This is a genomic window from Rhizobium sp. 05L429 (genome assembly GCF_056397645.1).
In genome coordinates this window covers 39,030-57,848 of record NZ_JBFTNV010000003.1, presented here as the reverse complement: position 1 = coordinate 57,848, position 18,819 = coordinate 39,030, and the positions used below count along the sequence as shown (strand labels likewise).

At 62.1% G+C, this 18,819-nt stretch carries 19 protein-coding genes; 4 read left to right on the top strand and 15 right to left on the bottom strand.

What is annotated here, in order from left to right; genetic code table 11:
- The first annotated feature begins 3 nt into the window (after nt 1–3).
- Genes AC1DNW_RS03575 through AC1DNW_RS03565 form a run of 3 tightly spaced genes read left to right on the top strand, consistent with a single transcriptional unit; the run spans nt 4 to nt 2,584 of the window.
- Entirely contained in the window at nt 4–756 is a 753-nt protein-coding gene (locus AC1DNW_RS03575; RefSeq protein WP_477851913.1) for a glycerophosphodiester phosphodiesterase, read from the top strand.
- A gap of 5 nt (nt 757–761) precedes the next feature.
- A complete protein-coding gene (locus AC1DNW_RS03570) occupies nt 762–1,769 on the top strand; it encodes a LacI family DNA-binding transcriptional regulator (protein ID WP_113310606.1) in 1,008 nt (335 codons plus the stop codon).
- Nucleotides 1,769–2,584, top strand: coding sequence for an inositol monophosphatase family protein (locus AC1DNW_RS03565; RefSeq protein WP_477851911.1), 816 nt, complete (start codon nt 1,769–1,771; stop codon nt 2,582–2,584). Before AC1DNW_RS03570 ends, AC1DNW_RS03565 begins: the two co-directional genes overlap by 1 nt.
- On the opposite strand, the gene AC1DNW_RS03560 is transcribed toward AC1DNW_RS03565, so the two are convergent.
- Nucleotides 2,585–3,439, bottom strand: a complete 855-nt coding sequence (locus AC1DNW_RS03560) for a glycerophosphodiester phosphodiesterase (protein ID WP_477851910.1) — start codon at nt 3,437–3,439, stop codon at nt 2,585–2,587.
- A 74-nt stretch (nt 3,440–3,513) separates the two neighbouring features.
- Complete coding sequence (locus AC1DNW_RS03555) at nt 3,514–3,672, bottom strand: hypothetical protein (protein WP_162748568.1); 159 nt, start codon at nt 3,670–3,672, stop codon at nt 3,514–3,516.
- 25 nt (nt 3,673–3,697) lie between these two features.
- Here AC1DNW_RS03555 and AC1DNW_RS03550 point away from each other — a divergent pair, with 25 nt between their 5' ends.
- A complete protein-coding gene (locus AC1DNW_RS03550; RefSeq protein WP_162747225.1) occupies nt 3,698–3,865 on the top strand; it encodes a hypothetical protein in 168 nt (55 codons plus the stop codon).
- Between the two features lie 4 nt (nt 3,866–3,869).
- On the opposite strand, the gene AC1DNW_RS03545 is transcribed toward AC1DNW_RS03550, so the two are convergent.
- The 13 genes from AC1DNW_RS03545 to AC1DNW_RS03485 all read right to left on the bottom strand — a co-directional run bounded on the left by AC1DNW_RS03545 (nt 3,870) and on the right by AC1DNW_RS03485 (nt 18,812).
- Nucleotides 3,870–4,961, bottom strand: a complete 1,092-nt coding sequence (locus AC1DNW_RS03545) for a pyridoxal-phosphate-dependent aminotransferase family protein (RefSeq protein WP_113310609.1) — start codon at nt 4,959–4,961, stop codon at nt 3,870–3,872.
- A gap of 11 nt (nt 4,962–4,972) precedes the next feature.
- Nucleotides 4,973–5,752, bottom strand: a complete 780-nt coding sequence (locus AC1DNW_RS03540) for an ABC transporter ATP-binding protein (RefSeq protein WP_477851909.1) — start codon at nt 5,750–5,752, stop codon at nt 4,973–4,975.
- Entirely contained in the window at nt 5,749–6,531 is a 783-nt protein-coding gene (locus AC1DNW_RS03535) for an ABC transporter ATP-binding protein (protein ID WP_477851907.1), read from the bottom strand. The genes AC1DNW_RS03540 and AC1DNW_RS03535 overlap by 4 nt, the downstream gene beginning before the upstream one ends.
- Nucleotides 6,531–7,358, bottom strand: coding sequence for an ABC transporter permease (locus tag AC1DNW_RS03530; protein ID WP_113310612.1), 828 nt, complete (start codon nt 7,356–7,358; stop codon nt 6,531–6,533). The genes AC1DNW_RS03535 and AC1DNW_RS03530 overlap by 1 nt, the downstream gene beginning before the upstream one ends.
- Nucleotides 7,355–8,344, bottom strand: coding sequence for an ABC transporter permease (locus tag AC1DNW_RS03525; protein ID WP_477851906.1), 990 nt, complete (start codon nt 8,342–8,344; stop codon nt 7,355–7,357). Before AC1DNW_RS03525 ends, AC1DNW_RS03530 begins: the two co-directional genes overlap by 4 nt.
- Before the next feature lie 40 nt (nt 8,345–8,384).
- Nucleotides 8,385–9,995, bottom strand: a complete 1,611-nt coding sequence (locus AC1DNW_RS03520) for an ABC transporter substrate-binding protein (RefSeq protein WP_477851904.1) — start codon at nt 9,993–9,995, stop codon at nt 8,385–8,387.
- 121 nt (nt 9,996–10,116) lie between these two features.
- A complete protein-coding gene (locus AC1DNW_RS03515; RefSeq protein ID WP_477851902.1) occupies nt 10,117–11,517 on the bottom strand; it encodes an LLM class flavin-dependent oxidoreductase in 1,401 nt (466 codons plus the stop codon).
- 32 nt (nt 11,518–11,549) lie between these two features.
- Nucleotides 11,550–12,527, bottom strand: coding sequence for an ABC transporter permease (locus tag AC1DNW_RS03510; RefSeq protein ID WP_477851900.1), 978 nt, complete (start codon nt 12,525–12,527; stop codon nt 11,550–11,552).
- Between the two features lies 1 nt (nt 12,528).
- Nucleotides 12,529–13,548, bottom strand: coding sequence for an ABC transporter permease (locus tag AC1DNW_RS03505; RefSeq protein ID WP_477851898.1), 1,020 nt, complete (start codon nt 13,546–13,548; stop codon nt 12,529–12,531).
- Complete coding sequence (locus AC1DNW_RS03500) at nt 13,538–15,088, bottom strand: sugar ABC transporter ATP-binding protein (RefSeq protein WP_477851897.1); 1,551 nt, start codon at nt 15,086–15,088, stop codon at nt 13,538–13,540. The genes AC1DNW_RS03505 and AC1DNW_RS03500 overlap by 11 nt, the downstream gene beginning before the upstream one ends.
- A gap of 58 nt (nt 15,089–15,146) precedes the next feature.
- The gene (locus tag AC1DNW_RS03495; protein WP_477851896.1) at nt 15,147–16,157 is read right to left on the bottom strand and encodes a sugar ABC transporter substrate-binding protein; all 1,011 of its coding nucleotides are present in this window, start codon (nt 16,155–16,157) and stop codon (nt 15,147–15,149) included.
- 115 nt (nt 16,158–16,272) lie between these two features.
- Complete coding sequence (locus tag AC1DNW_RS03490; RefSeq protein WP_477851895.1) at nt 16,273–17,331, bottom strand: ABC transporter permease; 1,059 nt, start codon at nt 17,329–17,331, stop codon at nt 16,273–16,275.
- A complete protein-coding gene (locus AC1DNW_RS03485; RefSeq protein ID WP_477851892.1) occupies nt 17,328–18,812 on the bottom strand; it encodes a sugar ABC transporter ATP-binding protein in 1,485 nt (494 codons plus the stop codon). Before AC1DNW_RS03485 ends, AC1DNW_RS03490 begins: the two co-directional genes overlap by 4 nt.
- Between the last annotated feature and the right edge of the window lie 7 nt (nt 18,813–18,819).

The following is an 18,819-nucleotide window of genomic DNA, read 5'->3' as shown; positions in this document are numbered from 1 at the left end:
GCGATGCGTGACTTCTCGACTTTCTTCGAACGGTACGGCTGGCCCTTGAACAAGGGATATCTGCCTTTCTGCGTCGGCCATCGCGGCGCGAGCGGTCATGAGCGGGAAAATACGCTCGAAGCCTTTCAGCGCGCCGCCGAACTTGGTGCGGAAATGTGGGAGCTCGACACACAGCTCACCAAGGACGGCGTGGTCGTGGTCTCCCACGACGACCATCTGGAGCGTGTCTTCGGCATCGACAGTCGCATTTCCGAGATGAGGGCCGCCGAACTTGCTGCCCTCGAAGGCGTCAATATTCCGACTTTCGAGGCGGTCGCAGCCCTAGGCCGGCGGACCAATACGGGCCTCTATATCGAACTGAAGGCGCCGGGCACGGGGCTTCTGTGCTGGAAGCACCTTAACGAAAAGAACCAGCGCTTCGCCTGCCTCGGCTCCTTCGATACGGCACAGGTGCGCGAGCTTCGCGATGCCGGTTGCGACTATCCGCTCTCGGTGTTGATCCGCGTCGGCCACGATCCGCATGCGGCGGGCGACGAGGCCGGTGCCGATATCCTGCATCTCTGCTGGGAACGGGCCGGCGAACGGCCGCAGGATCTCGTGAGCGAAGAGCTGATGCAGCGGGCTTTCGGCGAGGGCCGTGAGATCGTGCTGTGGCATGAGGAGCGACCGGCCATTCTTTCCGACATCATGAAGCTTCCGGTGCTTGGCATCTGTACGGACCTGCCCGATCTGATGCGCCCGGCCGCTGGGGGGTGAAAGACATGGCAGACAAGGATAACAAGGGGCCGAGAAAGGTCACGTCCTTCGACGTGGCGCGTGTGGCAGGCGTCTCGCGTGCCGCCGTCTCGCGCGCCTTCACGCCGGATGCCAGCGTTTCGCCGAAGACGCGCGAAAAGGTCTATCAGGCGGCGAAGGATCTCGGCTATCGGGTGAACTATCTCGCCCGCAGCCTGACCAACAAGCGCTCCGATCTCGTCGGCGTTGTCGCCGCCGGGCTCGACAATCCGTTCCGTACACTGCAGATCGAGCATCTGGCTCGTGTCCTGCTCGCCCGCAACTTTCGTCCGATCCTGCTGCCGACCTCAAAGGAGGCCGACACCTCGACCGTCATCGGCCAGTTGCTGCACTATGCCGTCTCGGGCGTCATCGTAACGTCGGATGCACCGCCGACGGAGATCTGCGAGCAGTGCGCCGCCGAAGGCGTACCGATTGTGCTGATCAACAAGGGCGATGATATTCCCTTCGTCGATCGCATCATCTCCGACGATCGCATGGCCGGGCATCTTGCCGCCTCGCATCTCATCGAAAGCGGCGTCAAGGCGCCGGCGGTCATGGCCGCGCCTGCCATATCCTATACGGCAAGGCGACGTAGCGAAGCCTTCATGATGACCTGCCGTCAACGCGGTCTTGAGCCCCGAATGGTGGAACTGAAGGTTAACGACTATCGGAACGGTTATGACGCAGCCGCCGGTCTTGCCTCGCTCGGCATCGACGGCCTGTTCTGCGCCAATGACTACATGGCTTGCGGCGTGGTCGACCGGATGATGAGGGAGCACGGCCGCGAGGAGCAGCCGCCGATCCGCATCATCGGCCATGATGACATTCCTCAGGCAAGCTGGGCGGCCTACGACCTCACGACCATCCGCCAGCCGTGCGATTTCCAGGCTGAACAAACGGTCAATCTGCTGATGTCCAGGATGGCTGAACCGGATATGACCGCCCGCGTCGAATTTACCCCCGTGACGCTGATCAAAAGAAGGACTGCTTGATGAATTCCGCATTCGATGCCTCAGCTCTGACCGCGCGGGCGGAGGTCGCAATCGACGTGGCCCGCAACGCTGGACGCGAGGCTGCGCGCTTCAGGCGTGAAGGAAAGCCGGGCGCGCTCAACGTCGAGAATAAGGGATTGCAGGATTTCGTCACCATCGCAGACAGGCAGGCAGAGCAGGCGATCCGCGAGGGACTGCTGGCGCGCTTCCCTGAGGATACGTTCATGGGTGAGGAAACCGGCGGTGAGTCAGGCTCGGCCGGCACCTGGGTCGTCGATCCCATCGACGGGACGACCAATTACATCCGTGGTTTTCGCCACTGGGGTGTTTCCATCGCCTTCGTCGCCGATGGCAAGGTGGATATCGGCGTGGTCTATGATGCGGCTAATGACCAGGTCTTTTCCGCCATCCGCGGCTGCGGCGCCTTCAAGGAGGGCCAGCCGATCCATGCCGCCCCGACCACCGATCCCGCCAATGCGATCGTTGTGCTCGGTCATTCGCGCAAGACGAGCTTTGACGACTATGCGGCACTCTCCAAGCGGCTCTACGAACGTGGCATGGATTATCGCCGCATGGGGGCAGCCGCAGTCGATCTCGTGCGTGTGGCGGAAGGAGTTTCGGATCTCTTTTACGAACGGCATCTGAATGCCTGGGATATGCTTGCCGGTGCGCTGATCGCTGCCGAGGCTGGCGCGAAAGTTGCCATTCCACCAGTCGACAGATTGCTGCAGCATGGCGGCCCTGTCATCGCCTATTCGCCTGGATTGGCAGAAGAATTCGCTTTCCTCGTCGAGTTCGAGGGATTGGCGGGCTGATCAGCCTGCCATGCGTTTCAGCCATGCCCGCTCGGTCGCCAGGGCTTCGTCCGTGGTGATCTGATCCGGCTTCAAAGCGACCAGTGCCGAGAAATTCGTCCACTCCGTATCGCTGAAGCCACCGTTGGGATCTTTCAGTGTGAAGGTCCAGGCATCGACCAGCTTACCCTCGTTATGGCAAAGCGCGATCATATCGAGGCCTGCTTTTGCCGCATCGAGCAGCATCGGCCAGTAGAGATAGATTGTTTCCGGCTCCGTCGGGCCGCGCAGATCGGCAAGCAGTTCCTTTTCAACCGCTTTCCATCCTTCGGTCCTGTATATGTCGCCGAGCTTGTCGCTGGGGTCGATGCCGCGGCGCAGATGCGGCAGCTTCTCCTTGACGGCCAGAATGAGCTCCAGACTTCCGGCGCTAACGATGACGGAGGCGGAAATCTTCTGCAGGTGTTCGGCCAGATGGGCGATCCCCTTTTCGCCGATGACCTCGTAATCATCCTTCATGTCGAACTGCAGCAACGCGTCCGGATGGGCCGATTGCAGCATGGCTGCCAGATCTTCGCTGTAGAGGAGCGGACGATTGCCGTCATTCATGCGCAGGTTGCGCAGATCCGCAAGGCTCTTCTCGGCAATGATGCCGTGCCCAGACGTCTCGCCTTCCAGCTGCCTATCATGCAGCACGACGAAACCGCCATCAGCGCGCACCCGCAGGTCGAGCTCCATCGAGGCGCCGGCCTTGAAGCCTTCCGCCATCACCTCCGCCGAAAACAGCGGATCGGTCATGCGCCGGCGCAGGCGATGCCATTTCAGCAGGGTCTGATGGCCCTCGAACTCTATCTGAAGCCCACTTGCGTCCGTCATTCCGAGATCCTTAGCATGTTGGTTTCAGCTCTTCGTGCATCGGAACAGCTCGATTCTCAAGAGGCGGTGGCAGATTAGGCCTGATATCCCGGCAGCGGCTTCTTTTCACCGAGCAAAGCCTTTTTCGCGTGCGCCATTCTTCCTGTGGTATCAGCGTGCGGCGCAACAGAATAAATTAGAATACAAATTTTGTAGACAATATTTCCCGGCAGCGCGATCCGTGCGAAAATCATCGCTTGGTTTTCCCGGAGGTGACGTATGTTTGCGGCATTCAAAACTTTCCTTGCGAAGCTTTTCTGGGGCCGTGAGCAAAGGGTCTTCGAAATGCCTGCCCGAGCGACCGAACAGGATTCCGAAAGCCGCCTGCATAGCCTGCGTGAAGAGGAATTGTTCTTCTGGCAGCCGACTCCGAACTCCTGGTATTGAGCGATCAGCCGCTGTAGGTCTTCGTCACCGCTTCCGATGCGGCTGCGATATTAGCGGGGAAACCAGCCCGCCGAAGCGCCGCGCCATAAGCCACGACATTTGCAAGCACCGTCTGGAACGTTGCCCGTGGACCTGTATGGTTGAAGCGTATCAAGTGGGACGAGCCCGCTCCGACACCTGGCGTCAATTCGACACCCAACCCTGCCGAAAAACCGATGACAGAACTGGATTCAACTCCTGATGGCACGGAGACCGTTGTCACAAGGTTTGATGCCTGTTCGGCTGGCACCCAAAGGCTGGCGCCCAACGCTGCAAGGCCTGCTCGACTTGCCGAAGCGGCTCTCTCATGGCGTGCGACGATCTGCTCGATGCCCTCCGCCTCGACCCGGTCAAGCGAGGCCTCCAATGCAAAGAATTCCAGTGGCGCCGGCGTTCCCGGCAACGCTCCGCCGCCGGCATCGACCCAGGCCTTCAGATCGACCAGCGACAGGATGGAATCACGTGGCGCATCGTCACGCAGGATCAGCTCCCAGGCTCGCGGGCTGACCGACAGGGCGGAAACGCCGGCAGGTCCGCCAAGCGCCTTCTGCGGGCCGATCACGGCAATATCGATGCCCGATCCGGCGACATCGAGCGCGTGACCGCCGACAGATGCTACCGCATCGACCACCGTTACGATGCCTCGTGCCCGCGCCAACGCGGCGATTTCAGGCAGCGGATTGAGGATGCCGCTTGCCGATTCCGCGTGAACGAGCGCCAGCACACGGACACCGGGATTGGCATCCAGCGCCGCAGTAATCGCTTCGACCTCGATGGGTCTGCCGGGTCGGGCGACGATGTCGATGACGGTAGCGCCGCCGCGGCGCAGCCACTGCCCGAACCAGCCGCCATACGGACTGGTTACGATGTTGAACGCCGAAAGGCCGGGCTTTGCAAGGCTGGTCGCGACGGCTTCAAGCGCCACCACGGCCTCGGCCTGCACCAGCAGCACGTCGTTATCAGTCTTCAGCAATACGCCGATGCGGCGGGCAAGAGTGGCGTAACGTTCTGCCGGATAGACCGGCGCGCCGTAAAGCGGGTTCCAGGCTTCGGTCATGAGCAGCTCCTTCAAGCGGGTTCGGTCACGAGGCGCGGCACGGCTGCAACGAGCTGGCGCGCCGCGTCGGATCGTGGGGCGGTAACGACATCTCTCGCCGGTCCTTCCTCGACGATACGGCCGGCGTCCATGACGGCGATGCGATGCGAGATCACCCGCACCACCGCGAGGTCATGGGATATGAAGAGATAGGCAAGGCCGCGCTCGCGCTGTAGCTCGACCAGCAATTCAAGGATGCGGCCGCGAACGGTCACATCGAGTGCGGAAACGGCCTCGTCCAGAACCAGTAGGGAGGGCCGCGTCGAGATGGCGCGGGCAATGGCGACGCGCTGTCGTTGTCCGCCCGACAGCGTGCGGACTGGGCGGGAGGCAAAGGCGGCGGGCAGACCGACGCGCTCGAGCAGGGCAGCGATTTCGCCCGGCCGCCGCGCCTTGTCCGCAATGCCGTGAATTCTTAGCGGATCGTCGAGAACCGTGGCGACCGATGCCAGCGGATTGAAGGCGGCGAGTGGGTCCTGAAACACCATCTGCATATGTGCGCGTCGGCGTCGCAGGTCGGCGCCGCGAAGTGCGAGCCAATCCTCTCCTTCGAACCGGATGGAGCCGGCATCAGGCTCCAACAGGCGTAGAAGGACACGCGCCAGTGTCGATTTTCCGCTGCCGGAAGCTCCGACCAAGCCCAGGGTTTCGCCGGCCGCGATTGCCAGAGAAACTGCGTCAAGCGCCGCTACCTGGCGACCGGAACCGGAATAGGCCTTGGACAATGCGGCTACGGTCAGAAGCCCATTCATGATACTGCCTCGGTAATCAGGGGCTGTGTGGAGAGATCGCGATGGCTGGAGATCAGGGCGGCGGTATAGCTGTGAGATGGCGACGATAGCACCGATCGAACGGGACCAGCTTCCAACAATTCTCCATTGCGGAAGACGGCGACGCGGTCGACGAAGCCGGAGGCGAGCGCGATATCATGAGTAATAAAAAGCAGCGTCATGCCTTCCTCACGCACTAGCCCGTCGAGAAGACGGACGATCTCTGCCTGGACCACCACGTCGAGCGCACTGGTCGCCTCATCGGCGATCAGCAAGGCGGGCTTGGCCGCGATTGCCGCGGCAATCACCACGCGCTGCCGTTGGCCTCCTGAAAGTTGGTGCGGGAAAGCGCGCATGACGCTTGCGGACTGCGGTATGCGCACCCGTTCCAGAAGCTCTTCAGCACGGGCATAGGCCTGCCGCCAGTCCAGCCTCAAGTGCTGTCGTGCGGCTTCCGCAACCTGCTCGCCAATGGTCAGCACCGGATTGAGACTGGTGCCGGGATCCTGAAAGACGAAACCGAAATCGCGGCCGGGGAGCGGAGCATGACCGAGAGCCGGCCATGTTATTTCGCCTTCGATTTTGACCCGTTTCGGCAGGAGCCCGGCAAGCGCACGGGCAAGCGTGCTTTTCCCGGAGCCGCTTTCGCCTACGATCGCCAGCCTCTCGCCTTTTACGATATCGAGATCGACAGAACTCAACGCCACCACTTGGCCGTAGCGGACCGAAAGTCCATTCACACGGCAGAAGGGAGCAATCATTACCGGGCTCCGCCAGTGTCGAGCGCCCGGGTCAAACCCTCGCTGAAGAGATGAACGCCGAGCACGGTGATGGCCAGCGCCAGACCGGGCAGAACCGAAAGATAGGCTGCCGAGCGCAATACGCTGCGGCCTTCGGCAATCATCGAGCCCCAGGTGGCGAGATTGGGATTACCGAGACCAAGAAAGGAGAGGGCGGCTTCGGTCAGGATCGCGCCGGCCACGATGGTGGCAGACAGGGCCAGAACCGGCGGCAGGGCGTTCGGCAGGATTTCCTTAAAGGCGATCTCGGCCGGATGCATGCCGATCACGCGTGCGGCAGCCACATAATCCCGCTCGCGGATGGATAGCACTTGCGCTCGCGTCAGCCGTGCGGGATCGGCCCAGGTTCCGAGTGCAATCGCAAAGACGACGACCGGTGTCGACACGCCGATGATGCTGACGAAAGCGAGCGCCAGCAGGAAGCCCGGAACGATCTGGAAGGCATCGACGACGCGCATCAATGCCTCGTCGATGACACCGCCGGCAAAGCCGGCAGTCATGCCGACGAAAAGCCCGAGCACCATGGCGGAAAGGGCTGCGGCAATTCCTACGGCCAGCGAAGTCCGCGCGCCGTAGAGCAGGCCGGCGAGCACATCGCGCCCCAGCCTATCGGTGCCAAGCGGCAGGTTCGAGTCGGTGAAGGGTGCAAGCAGCGCCCGGCCGGCAATCCGCAGCGGATCTCCTGGCGATATGACCGGGGCCAGCAGACCAGCAATCAGCAAGGCCGCCAGGATCGCAAACCCGATCGCTCCTTCCGGAGTCTGAAGGAGACGGCGCAGCAGTGTCATGCCCGACCCTCCGATGCGCCGATGCGCGGATCGAGGGCGGCATAGGCGAGATCGACGATGAAATTGATGCAGATCACCAGAACGGCGCTGGTGACGATGATGCCCATCAGCAGCGGCGCATCACGGCCGTTGACCGCCTCCTGCGCCAGCCTGCCGAAGCCTGGAATGGCAAAGACGCTCTCGATCACCACGCTGCCGCCGAGCATGGCGGCAGACTGTAGCCCGAGCATGGTGACGAGTGGTAGCAGCGCATTGCGCGCCACATGGCGAAGCACGATGCGGCTGCGCGACAGTCCCTTTGCGCGGGCAAACAACACGAAATCGAGCTTCCAGGCTTCTGCCATGCCTGAACGCATGACGCGCAGAAAAATCGCAAGATAGATGCAGGCTAGAGCCCCGACTGGCAGGGCAAGATGTTCTGCAACATCAAGCGCACGGGAAGGGCCGGCCTTGCCGGAGGCGATAGTCTCGATACCGGCGATCGGCAGCCAGCGCAGCTTGACCGAAAAGAGGATGCTGAGCACCAATCCCAGCCAGAAGCTTGGAATGGCATAAATGATCAGAGAACCGATCGACAGGGCGCGATCACGCAGACTGCCCGGTCTTGCTCCGGCCAGGATGCCGAGCGCCGAGCCGAGTCCGAAAGAAAGCCCCGTGGCACTTCCCATCAGGAGCAGTGTGTTCGGCAGCCGTTCGGCAATGAGGTCGCGTACCGGCCGGTTGAAGGCTACAGACCAGCCTAGGTCGAGACGGGCGAGCGACGAAAGATAGAGCCAGAGGCGGGCGAAGACCGATTGATCGAGCCCGTAGCTTTCCCGCAACGATTTGATCAGCGCCGCATCACCGCCGCCGATCGAGCCGAGATAGGCATCAACGGCATCGCCGGAAGCGGATTCAAGCAGGAAGAAGCTGAAGATCACGACGATCAGCAGCACTGGAATGCTGCTGATGACCCTGCGTCTCAGGAGGTTGAGTGCACGTTTCACGCCGGACGAGGCCTCTGAAGGAAATCAGCCTTCGACCCTATCATGATTGCAGCGCTGTATCGCCCCAGTTCGAAACTACCCAGCGCGGATTGTTCGATACGTTCAATACCGTATCGCGCGCCACCGTGATGAAGCCCCATTCGGCAACGTTGATCAGCGGCAGTTCCGCCACCGCGAGTTGCTGGAACTTGTAGTAGAGGTCGGTACGCGCCGCAGTATCCACGGTTTCGGAGGCCTGCTCTATGATCTTGTCGAGTTCGGCGCTGACATAGCCGCCCTGGTTGGAGAAGGGCACGCCGTCAGGCGTTCCGGACTGCACAAGGATCGTTGTGGAAATGGCCGGATCGCCGCGGAAGACCGGCGGGCCAACAGCGATGTCGAAGTCGTGATCGGTGTAAACTGCCTTCTGGTGGGCCGCTGCATCGGCGTTGACGATCACCGCGTCGATGCCGACAGCAGCAAGCGCCTGACGCAGATAATCGCCGAACTGGCGTGTCTCGTTGAAATAGGGCGCCGGGCGGAGCTTGAGCTGGAAACGTTTGCCGTCAGGCCCTTTGGTGTAGCCTCCCTGATCAAGGAGGTCGTTCGCCGCCTGAACGTCGAAATTATAGTTGGCGACATCGGCGGTGTAGAACTCCTTGGAATTCTTCGGAACTGGACCGGTCGATTCCGTCGCATAGCCGAGGAAGATCGTGTCGACGACGAATTTCTTGTCGATCGCATGGGCAATCGCTTGGCGGACTCTGAGATCGGAGAGTTCCTTGCGGCGATGGTTGATCTCGATGACGAGCTGATAGGTCAGTGCCTCATAGCCCTTGGAGATCACCTTGATGCCGTCAACCTTGGAGATCCGGTCGAGATCGGCGAGCGGCACGGCGGAGAAGGCGGCGAGGTGGATTTCCTCGGCTTCAAGCGCGGCTCCAGCCGATTCACGGTCGGGCAGCACGCGGTAGACGATTTCGTTGAGCTTCGGCTCGCCCTTCTGCCAATAGTTCTCGTTGCGCGTCAGCCGGTAATATTCGCCCGGCTTGTACTCGGCGAACTTGAAGGGGCCAGTGCCGACAAGCGTATTGTTGGCCGGGTTCTTGGCGATGTCGCTGCCTTCGAAAATATGCTTGGCGACGACGCTGGTGACGGCCGGCAGTGCATTGCGGATAAGCTGGAAGGGCGTCGGCTTTGAGAAGCGGAAGATCGCCGTGTGGTCGTCGGGCGTGTCGACCGCCTCCAGATTGGCGAAGACCAGGCGGCCGAGATTCTGAAGCGGCTTCCAGACGTTGAGTGCCGAGAAGGCGACGTCGGCTGATGTGAACGGCTTGCCGTCATGCCAGGTCGCGTTTTCTCGCAGCTTGAAAGTCACGGAGCGCCCGTCAGGCGAGCCCTCCCAGGACGTGGCGAGCCGCGGCGAAAGACCGTCCGCACCTTCGAAGGAGGCTTCTGCCAGCGGTTCGATCACCTTGCTTGCAACGAAGAAGACGCCGTTCGAGGCGACGATGGCGGGGTTGAGGTTCTTCGGCTCGGAGTCGGCGGCGACGATCAGGCGTCCGCCGGCCGGCACGTCCTGCGCCAGAGCAATACGCGAAAGCGCTGTCGAGCCGAGCAGCACTGCGGTGCCCTTCAGCAGGCTCCGCCGCGAGATATCTGCAATAGTCATGCCCCCTCCTGATCCCTAAAAATTCAATAGGCTATATTCGAACTGAAACGATAAGTGTGACAGAAATTAAATTCGAATAGGCTGGCCGGGCGAGATATTTTTTGTCACCCAGCCATTATTTTCAGCGACCGCCGACAGCGAGCCGCAGCGCTTCCGTTCCGAGGTTGCGATAGGCCGCTCCCGGGTGCGGTGCAACCAGCCTCGGCCCCTGGCCGCCAAGCTTTTCGCGCAATGTGCCCTGCCGGTATTCGGTCTTGTAGACGCCGCGCTTCTGCAATTCCGGTACGAGCAGATCGACGGTATCCTCGAAGCTCTCCGGTGTCACGGCATAGGCAAGGTTGAAGCCGTCGACATCGGTATCCTCGACCCATTCCTGCATAAGGTCGGCAACCGTGGAGGGAGAGCCGACGAAGACCGGGCCAAAGCCGCCGACGCCCACCCAGTCCGCCATCTCGCGCACCGTCCATTCCTTGCTCGGATCGATGGTCGTGAAGGTCTCGACGGCCGATTGTACGGCATTCGTATAGCGGTGGCGCAGCACCTCGTCCGGCCCGAACTGGCCGAAGTCGATACCGGTCCATCCGGAAATCAGCGTCAGCGCGCCTTCGAAAGAGGCGTACTCGCGATATTCGTTGAACTTGCGCTGCGCCTCTGCATCCGTCTCGCCGAGGACGACGGTCTGGAGGTTGAAGGCGAGGATTTCCCGCGGGTTGCGCCCGATCCGTTCGGCAGCCTGGCGGACATTGGCAACGTAGCGCTTCAGAACCGCCTTCGAGGGCGCCGCCACGAAAATGCACTCGGCATGTGCGCCGGCAAAATCCTTGCCGCGGCTCGAAGCGCCGGCCTGGTAGAGTACAGGTGTGCGCTGCGGCGAGGGTTCGCTCAGATGAATGCCGGGAACCGTGAAGTATTTGCCAGCATGGTTAATCGGATGGACCTTTTCCGGATGGGTGAAGATGCCCGTTTCGCGGTCTCGGACGACTGCGCCATCCTCCCAGCTTCCTTCCCAGAGCTTGTAGCAGACCTCGAGATATTCATCGGCGAGATCGTAGCGGTCGTCATGGTTGGTCTGTGCCGGCTGGCCGATGTTGAGCGCGCCGCTGTTGAGATAGGAGGTGACGATGTTCCAGCCGACGCGGCCCTTGGTCAGGTGGTCGAGCGTCGAGATCCGCCGGGCGAATGTATAGGGATGTTCGAAGGAGAGCGAGGCCGTCAGGCCGAAGCCGAGATGCTTGGTCTCATAGGCCATGGTCGGGATCAGCTGTAGCGGATCGTTGACCGGCACCTGCGCCGAATGGCGCAGTGCTGCATCGACATTGCCGTTCATGACGTCATAGACGCCGAGCACATCGGCGATGAACAGGCCGTCGAACTTGCCGCGCTCCAGCGTCTTTGCCAGATGCACCCAATAGTCCAGGTCTTTGTAGGTCCAGGACTTGTCGCGCGGATGCCGCCACAGCCCCGGCGACTGGTGTCCGACGCAATTCATGTCAAAGGCGTTGAGCCTGATTTCACGGGTCATGTCAAAATTCCTACATCTGTCGGCGGGTGCGGTTATGCGCCGACGGTTTTCCTGTTGATGAAGCTGAAGGCGAGCACGGCGAAGATGAGGCTGCCGGTGCCGACCTGCTGCCAGTAGAAGTTCAGGCCTGTCAGCAAGAGGCCGTTGGCAACGATGCTGAGGAGCAGGACACCGAGCACGGTACCAAGGATGTTGGGCCGACCGAGTGGCGAGAGGGTGGTGCCGATGAAGGTCGCGCCGATTGCGTTCAGCAGAAACGCATTGCCGGAGGAGGGGATGTAAACCGTCACCGTCGCCGTCAGGATCAGGCCGGCAACGGCGGCGATGGTTCCGGCGAGAATGAAGGTTGCCGCGACGTGAGCACCAAGCCCGATGCCGGAGTAGCGGACCACGCTCGGCTGGATGCCGATCGAAAGCACCACGCGTCCAAAACGCGTCCAGGCAAAAGCAGCCGAAGCACCTGCGATGATGACGGCAGCAATGATGAGCGGCACCGGTACATTCGCGATCGTTCCGTGCCCGAGGAAGCGGAAGGCGGGTGGAATGCCCGAGGGCGGCAGATAGACGGGATTGCCGCCATTGGTCAGCAACTGCTGGATACTGCGCCCGATGAACAATGTGCCAAGCGTCGCCAGAAAGGGTGCGACGCCGATCGCAGACACAAGAATGGCGTTGAAGGCGCCGACAAGCGCGCCTGCGGCGAGACCGGCCAGCAGGGCCAGCGGTACCGGTTGGCCTGCCAGGACGAGGGAGACGAAGGCGAAGCTTGCAAAATCGACCGCGGTACCCACGGAAAGGTCGATGCCGCCGGCCGATACGGCAAAGGTCATCGCAATCGAGATGATGGCGAGCAGCGTGAAGTTATTCACGAGAATGCTCTGCAGATTGCCGGGTGTCAGGAAAGTGGGCGCCAGGATCGAGAAGACGGAGAAAACCGCGACAAGCGCCACGATCAGCCCATATCGTGCAAAGCCGGCGGCCGAGCGTCCGGCAAAAGTCGGAACAGACATGTCAGATCTCCTGTTTGCGCAGCAGTGTCGTGGCCGACACGACGATCAGGATGAGAAGGCCTTGCACGCCACTGACGAGCGTGCTCGGCAGGTTCAGGAGCTGGAAGCCGTTGGTCAGGAAACCGACGAACAGCGCCGATATCAGCGTTCCCGGAACGGTCGGCACCAGGCGACGGGAGAAGACCGAGCCAAGCAACGCGATGACGACGACAGGCAGCAGCGCCTCGCCTGAACCCGTCGTACTGCCGCTGAGATAGGAAACCGAGAGTATGCCGGCAAAACCGCCGCAGAGACCGCTGGCAACGAAAGCGCCCGAAAGCAGCCGCTTGAGCGGCAGGCCCGCAGCGCGCGCGGCGTCCGGAAACTCGCCGACGGCATAGAGCCTCAACCCGACAGGCGTATATTGCACGATTGCGGTTGCGATTGCCGTAAAGCCGATCAGGACATAGGCAAGGATCGGGATACCGAAGCTGTCGGACGCCGAGATTGCCGTCAGGAAATCGGTGGAAGCGGGAACGACGGTATTCTGCGTGAGCACAAGTTCGAGGCCGGCAACGACGTTCATGACGGCGAGCGTTGCAAGCAGCGGCACAATGCCCGCCAGGACGACGGCGGCCGCATTGATCGCGCCGATCGCAAGCCCGGTCAGCAAGGCAGCTGTGACTGCCATGGGATCGCCGTAGCCGAGCTGGATCAGCGAGGCGTAGACGGCGGCGCTCAAGCCCATATTCGCCGCTAATGACAGATCGATGCCACCGGTGACGACATTTGAACCGCCGGCGATCAACACGACCGTCAGGCCGATCGCCAGAACGCCTGAAATGGCGGATTGGCCGAGCACGTTGCCGATATTGCCGACGGACAGAAAATAAGGCGCTGTCAGCGAGAAGACCACGAGGATCGCGGCAAAGGCGAACAGCGAGCCGAAGCGGAGAACCGCGACGGCCGCTTTGCCTTTCGCCTGCGGCGGGTGGTCGGATGAGGCGACGGGCAGGGAGGAAAACTGAACGTCAGCCGACATGGCGTAATCCTTCCGAAGCGCCAGTCGAGACCGACAGCACTTCATCCGTTGTGGTCTTGGCGGAATCGAGCTCGCGGATCAGCTGCCCGCGGAAGAACACCAGGATGCGATCGGTGATGCCCACGAGCTCCGGCAGGTCGGAGGAGAGGACAATGATGCCGGCGCCGCGCGCTGCGAGCTCGCCGATCAGCGAATAGATCTCAACCTTGGAGCCGATATCGACGCCGACCGTCGGCTCGTCCAGCAGATAGATTTCCGACTGACGACTCAGCCATTTGGCGATGGCAACCTTTTGCTGGTTGCCCCCGGAGAGCGTGCGAACCAGAGCATCGCGGCCTGCCGTCTTGATCTGCAGTCGCTTGATGAGGTCGCTGGTATCGGAACGCTCGCGCTTGAGGTTGAGGAAACCGAAGCGCGTGTAGCGGGCGAGGCTCGGCAGCGTGATATTTTCAGACAGGCTCAGATCAAGACCGACGCCGTGACCTCGGCGATCCTCGGGCACCAGCGCGACCCTGCGGTCGACAGCTTTCGCGGGGCTACGTGGTTGTGCCAGTCTTCCTTCGATTTCGATCTCGCCACTGGCGGCCTGTTCCAGCCCGAACAGCGTGCGGATGAGATCCTTGGCACCTGAGCCGAGAAGGCCGGTAATGCCCAGCACCTCGCCGCGGCGCAAAGTGAAACTGATATCGTCGAAACGGTTTGGAGACGAAAGCGCTTTGACCTTCAGGATGTCTTCGCCGAGCTCCACCTGGCGCTTGGGAAACATCTCGGCAATGTCGCGCTCGATCATCAGGCTGGCGATCGCCTTAGCAGAGGTCTCGCCGATCGGAAGAGAGGCGACATCCAGGCCGTTGCGCAGCACGGTGACGTGGTCGCACAGTTCCTCGATCTCGTTGAGGTAGTGCGAGATATAGATGATGGTCACGCCTTCGTCGCGCAGACGGCGGATCAGCCGGAAGAGGATTTCGGCTTCGCGCCGTACCAGGGCCGCGGTTGGCTCGTCGAACACCAGCACCTTCGGCTGATGCAGCAGCGCCCGGGTGATCTGGACGATCTGTCGTTCGGCGGTCGAAAGTTCGCTGATCAGGGCATTTTTCGACAGGTCCACACCGAAATAATTGGCGAGAAGCTCGCTGGCGCGCTTCTGCATGGCCCGACGGTCGATAAACGGGGTTCCCGCAAGCCGGGTCTCACGTCCGAGAAAGAGCGCTTCGCCGACGGTGAATGTCGGAACCAGCAACCGGTCCTGATGGATGAAATGGATGCCGAGCTCTTCGCAGAGGTGCGGCGTCAGCCGGTCGTGGACTTTGTTCTCGATTTCGATCCTGCCCTCATCCGGCTTATGCAGCCCGGCCAAGAGCTTGATCAGCGTCGACTTGCCGGCGCCGTTTTGCCCGACGAGGCCGTGGACGGTGCCACGACGGATGGCGACGGATGCGCCGGCAAGCGCCTGCGCACCGCCAAAACGCTTTACGACGTGGTCGAAGCGAATGATGACATCGTCATTCTCGGCCGGTTGCGTCGGGACGGATGCAGTCATGATGCAGCTTTCCAGGAGGAGGGACCCTGCGGCATCAGCCGCAAGGTCCGCCTTGATATCAACCGATGCCGAGCTTCTTGATGATCTCGGATACGTTTTCCTTGTTGGCGAGCAGCGCCGGAACATAGGTTTCGCGCGGCAGCGTCTGACCGGCGAGCAGCTTGGCAACGTTGCGAACCGCGACACGACCGATCTCTGCCGGCTGTTGGGCGGCATCGGCGCCGGCCGGAGAATTCTTATCGGCGACGAGCTGGAGAACCTCCGGGCTGCCGTCGACGCCATAGGTACGGATCTCGTTGCGGCCGGCGGCAGCGATCGCCTGCGTCGCGCCGAGCTGCGGGATATCCCAGGCCGACCAGACGGCCTTAATCGAGCCCTTGTCGGGATATTTGTTGAGGATCGCAGTGATCTGGGTGAAGGCGTCCTGGACCGTATTGGGGATGACGTCCCGCAGTTCCGGCTGGATGATTTTCACTTTCGGGAAATACTTGATGACGTTGACGAGCTGATCGTAACGGATCGCGCAAGGTGTCACGCCATAGAAGCCGTTGAAGACGACGATATTGCCCTCGCCGCCGATATCGGAGACGAGCTGCAGGGCGAGGTCCTTGCCGATGCCCCAATTGTCCGACGTCGTGTTGTTGATCGAGTTGGTCGAGCCGACATCGACCGTCAATACCGGAATGCCGGCATCGCGCGCCTTCTTCAGCCAGGGATCGATGACGCTGAGCGTGCCGAGGATCTGGACGATTGCGTCAGGCTTCTGGGCGACAAGCGTCTGAAGCTGTGCGATCAGCTTGCCGTCGTTGCGGCCGGCATCGACGGCGATCGGCTCACCGCCGAGCCGCTTCACCTCTTCGATCTGGGCGTTGTAGACCTGAAGATCGAAATAGTGGTCGGTGCCGGTGGCGCTGATGGCGACGCGCTTGCCCTTCAGCGAAAGGCCCTCGTCTTCGGCCCTTGCTGCGGGCGCAGTCAGCATGCTCGCGCCTGCAAATGTCGCTCCGGCAACTGCTGCAAGCTTCAAGATTTCGCGGCGTCCGAAGCCGCCTCCAAGTCCTTCATTCATAACGATACCCTCTCAATTTGATAGTCTGTAAATTATATAGATTTTAGGCGCATAAGAGGTACGTTATTCCAAATGCATGCGGTCGCAGGAAATTTTCTGAGGCCGGATCCTGCTGTCAGCGATCGGTGTTGCGGCCGAGGCCGTAGGTCAGAGCCAAGGCTCCGACAAGCACGGCGCCCTTGACGAAATCCTGGGTGTAGTAGGGGGCGTTCATCATGGTCAGGCCATTGAGCAGGACGCCGACGAAGACGGCGCCGGCAATGGTGCCGAGGACGTTCGGACGGCGAAGGTTGAGAACGGCAAAGCCGATCAACGCGGCGGCGACCGAGTCCATCAACAGCGAGCCGCCGGAGGAGACATCGCCGCGACCGACGCGAGCGGCAATCACGATGCCGCCAAGCGCTGCCAGCGTTCCCGAGATGACATAGGCGAGCGTCTTCAGCCGCGTCGTCGATGCCCCGGCAAGCCGCGTCGCCACCTCGTTGCCGCCGGTGGCAAAGAGCAGCCGGCCGATGCGCGTGCGCTCGGTCAGCACGAAGAGAACGATTGCAACGACCGCCATCAGCACGACGGAAACGGGCAGGGTGCCGAACAGGCTGTAGCGGCCGATCAGCAGAAAGGCCGGATCATAGGCGCCAGTCGCCTTGGAGCCATCGGGCAACACGAGGCCGGCCGAAATCGAACGACCGGCCGTCGGAATGAGTTGCAGGCCTGACAGCAGGAACATCATGGCAAGCGTCGCAAGCAGATCGGGCACACGCAGACGCACGATGAGGAAGGCGTTGACGAGCCCGATCGCGGCACCGAAGGCGAGCACCAGCGGCACGGTAGCGAAGGCATTCAGATGCCAGACGATCATCGCGTAGCTTGCGGCCATGACGCTGGAGGCAGCAACCGCGCCGATCGAGAGGTCGAATCCGCCGACGGCCAGCGTTACCGTGACACCGGCGCCGAGGATGGCGACGACCGACACGGCCTGCAGGATGCTCATCAGGTTGCCGATATTGATGAAGGCCGGTTCGGCATAGGTGAAGCCGATCACCATCAGCCCGAGCAGGATGAAGACTGCGCCGGCGCGCAGAACGCTGCCGAGCGCCAGGAGACGACTGGCCGGGTTGCGGCTTTCCGGCGCTGTAACAGCCTTTGGAAGCGCTTCGTCGTTGATGGTCGTCATGCGGAAAGTCCCTGTATGGCTGAAGAAGAGGCGGCATTTATGACGACCGGCCGCAGCGTGTGGCGGTCGATGGTCAGGATGCGGTCAGCGACCTCATAGGCCTCTTCGGGATCGGATGTGGCGATCAGGGTTGCGCGGTCGGTGCGCGCGCGGATCGCCTGGATGATATCGTGGCGGGCGCCGACATCGACGCCCTGGAATGGTTCGTCGAGCAGCAACAGGCGGCTGGGCTCCGCCTCCCAGCGGGCGATCACCGTCTTCTGCTGGTTGCCCCCCGAGAGTGTCCAGATGGAGGCCAGCGGACCGGCGGCTTTGATGCCAAGGCGGGAAATCGCCTTCTCGGCCTCGCGCCGCTCGCGCCCCCCGAGAAGGAGGCCGTGCGGATACCATTTGGAGAGATGCGGCAGGCTGATGGTTGCGGCGAGCGAATTGCCGGGCCAGGCGGCAGGCATGAGCGAGGCACGGTGACGGTCTTCCGCGGCCATTGCCACACCGGCCGCAATGGCGTCGCCAGGCGATTTCGGCCGATAGGACCTGCCATCGAGCCGCATCTCGCCGCCGGCGAATCCTCTTGCGCCGAAGATCGCAGACAGCAGGCGGCTCTTGCCGGCGCCGAGCACGCCGGTGATCGCGACGACCTCGCCCTCGTGCAGGGTCAGATCGAAGGGCGTGCTTGCCGGAAGAAGGCGGATATCATGCATTTCGAGAACGGCCGGACCGGTCGCCGGGCGCGCGTCCGGCCGTGCCGCTTCCAGCCGGCGGCCGATCATCGTCTCGATGGCACTGGAAAAATCGATGGGGCGGGTAAAGCTGCCGACGACGCGACCGCCACGCATGACGAGTGCCCGGTCGGCGATCGCTTCGAGATCGGCAGTCCGGTGCGAGATGTAGAGGATCGCAAGACCCTGTGCACGCAGACTGAGCAGGATGTCGAAGAGGCGCCGGCTCTCGTCTGCCGAAAGGCTTGCGGTCGGTTCGTCGAGGATCAGCAGGTCGGCCTTGTTGGCGAGCGCCCTGGCGATTGCCACGAGCTGCCGGTCGGCGGCGGTCAGATCGCCGAAATCCCTGTCGAGCGGCAGCGAGAAACCGACGGCATCGAGCATCGCGCGGGCTTGGCGGCGCACGCTTGCGCGCGAGACGAAAAACGGTGTGCCGCGCTCGGCGAAGCGATGCAGAAGCAGGGCGTCGGCCACCGTCAGACCTGCCGCGCCGACAAGGTCGGTCGACTGGTGCACGGTCACCACGCCGGCCTTGGCCGCTTCGGACGGGGTCCTCGGAGAGAAGGGCCGGTCGCTCAGGCTGATCGTGCCGCCATCGGCTGCGAGCACGCCCGACAATATCTTGACCAGCGTCGATTTGCCCGCGCCATTGGCGCCCATCAGCGCGACGATCTCGCCGCGGTCAATGGAGAAATGGGCGCCCGCAAGGGCGCGCGTCGACCCGAAACTGCGGGTGATATTTTCGACGTGAAGGAGTGGCATCGCGCAA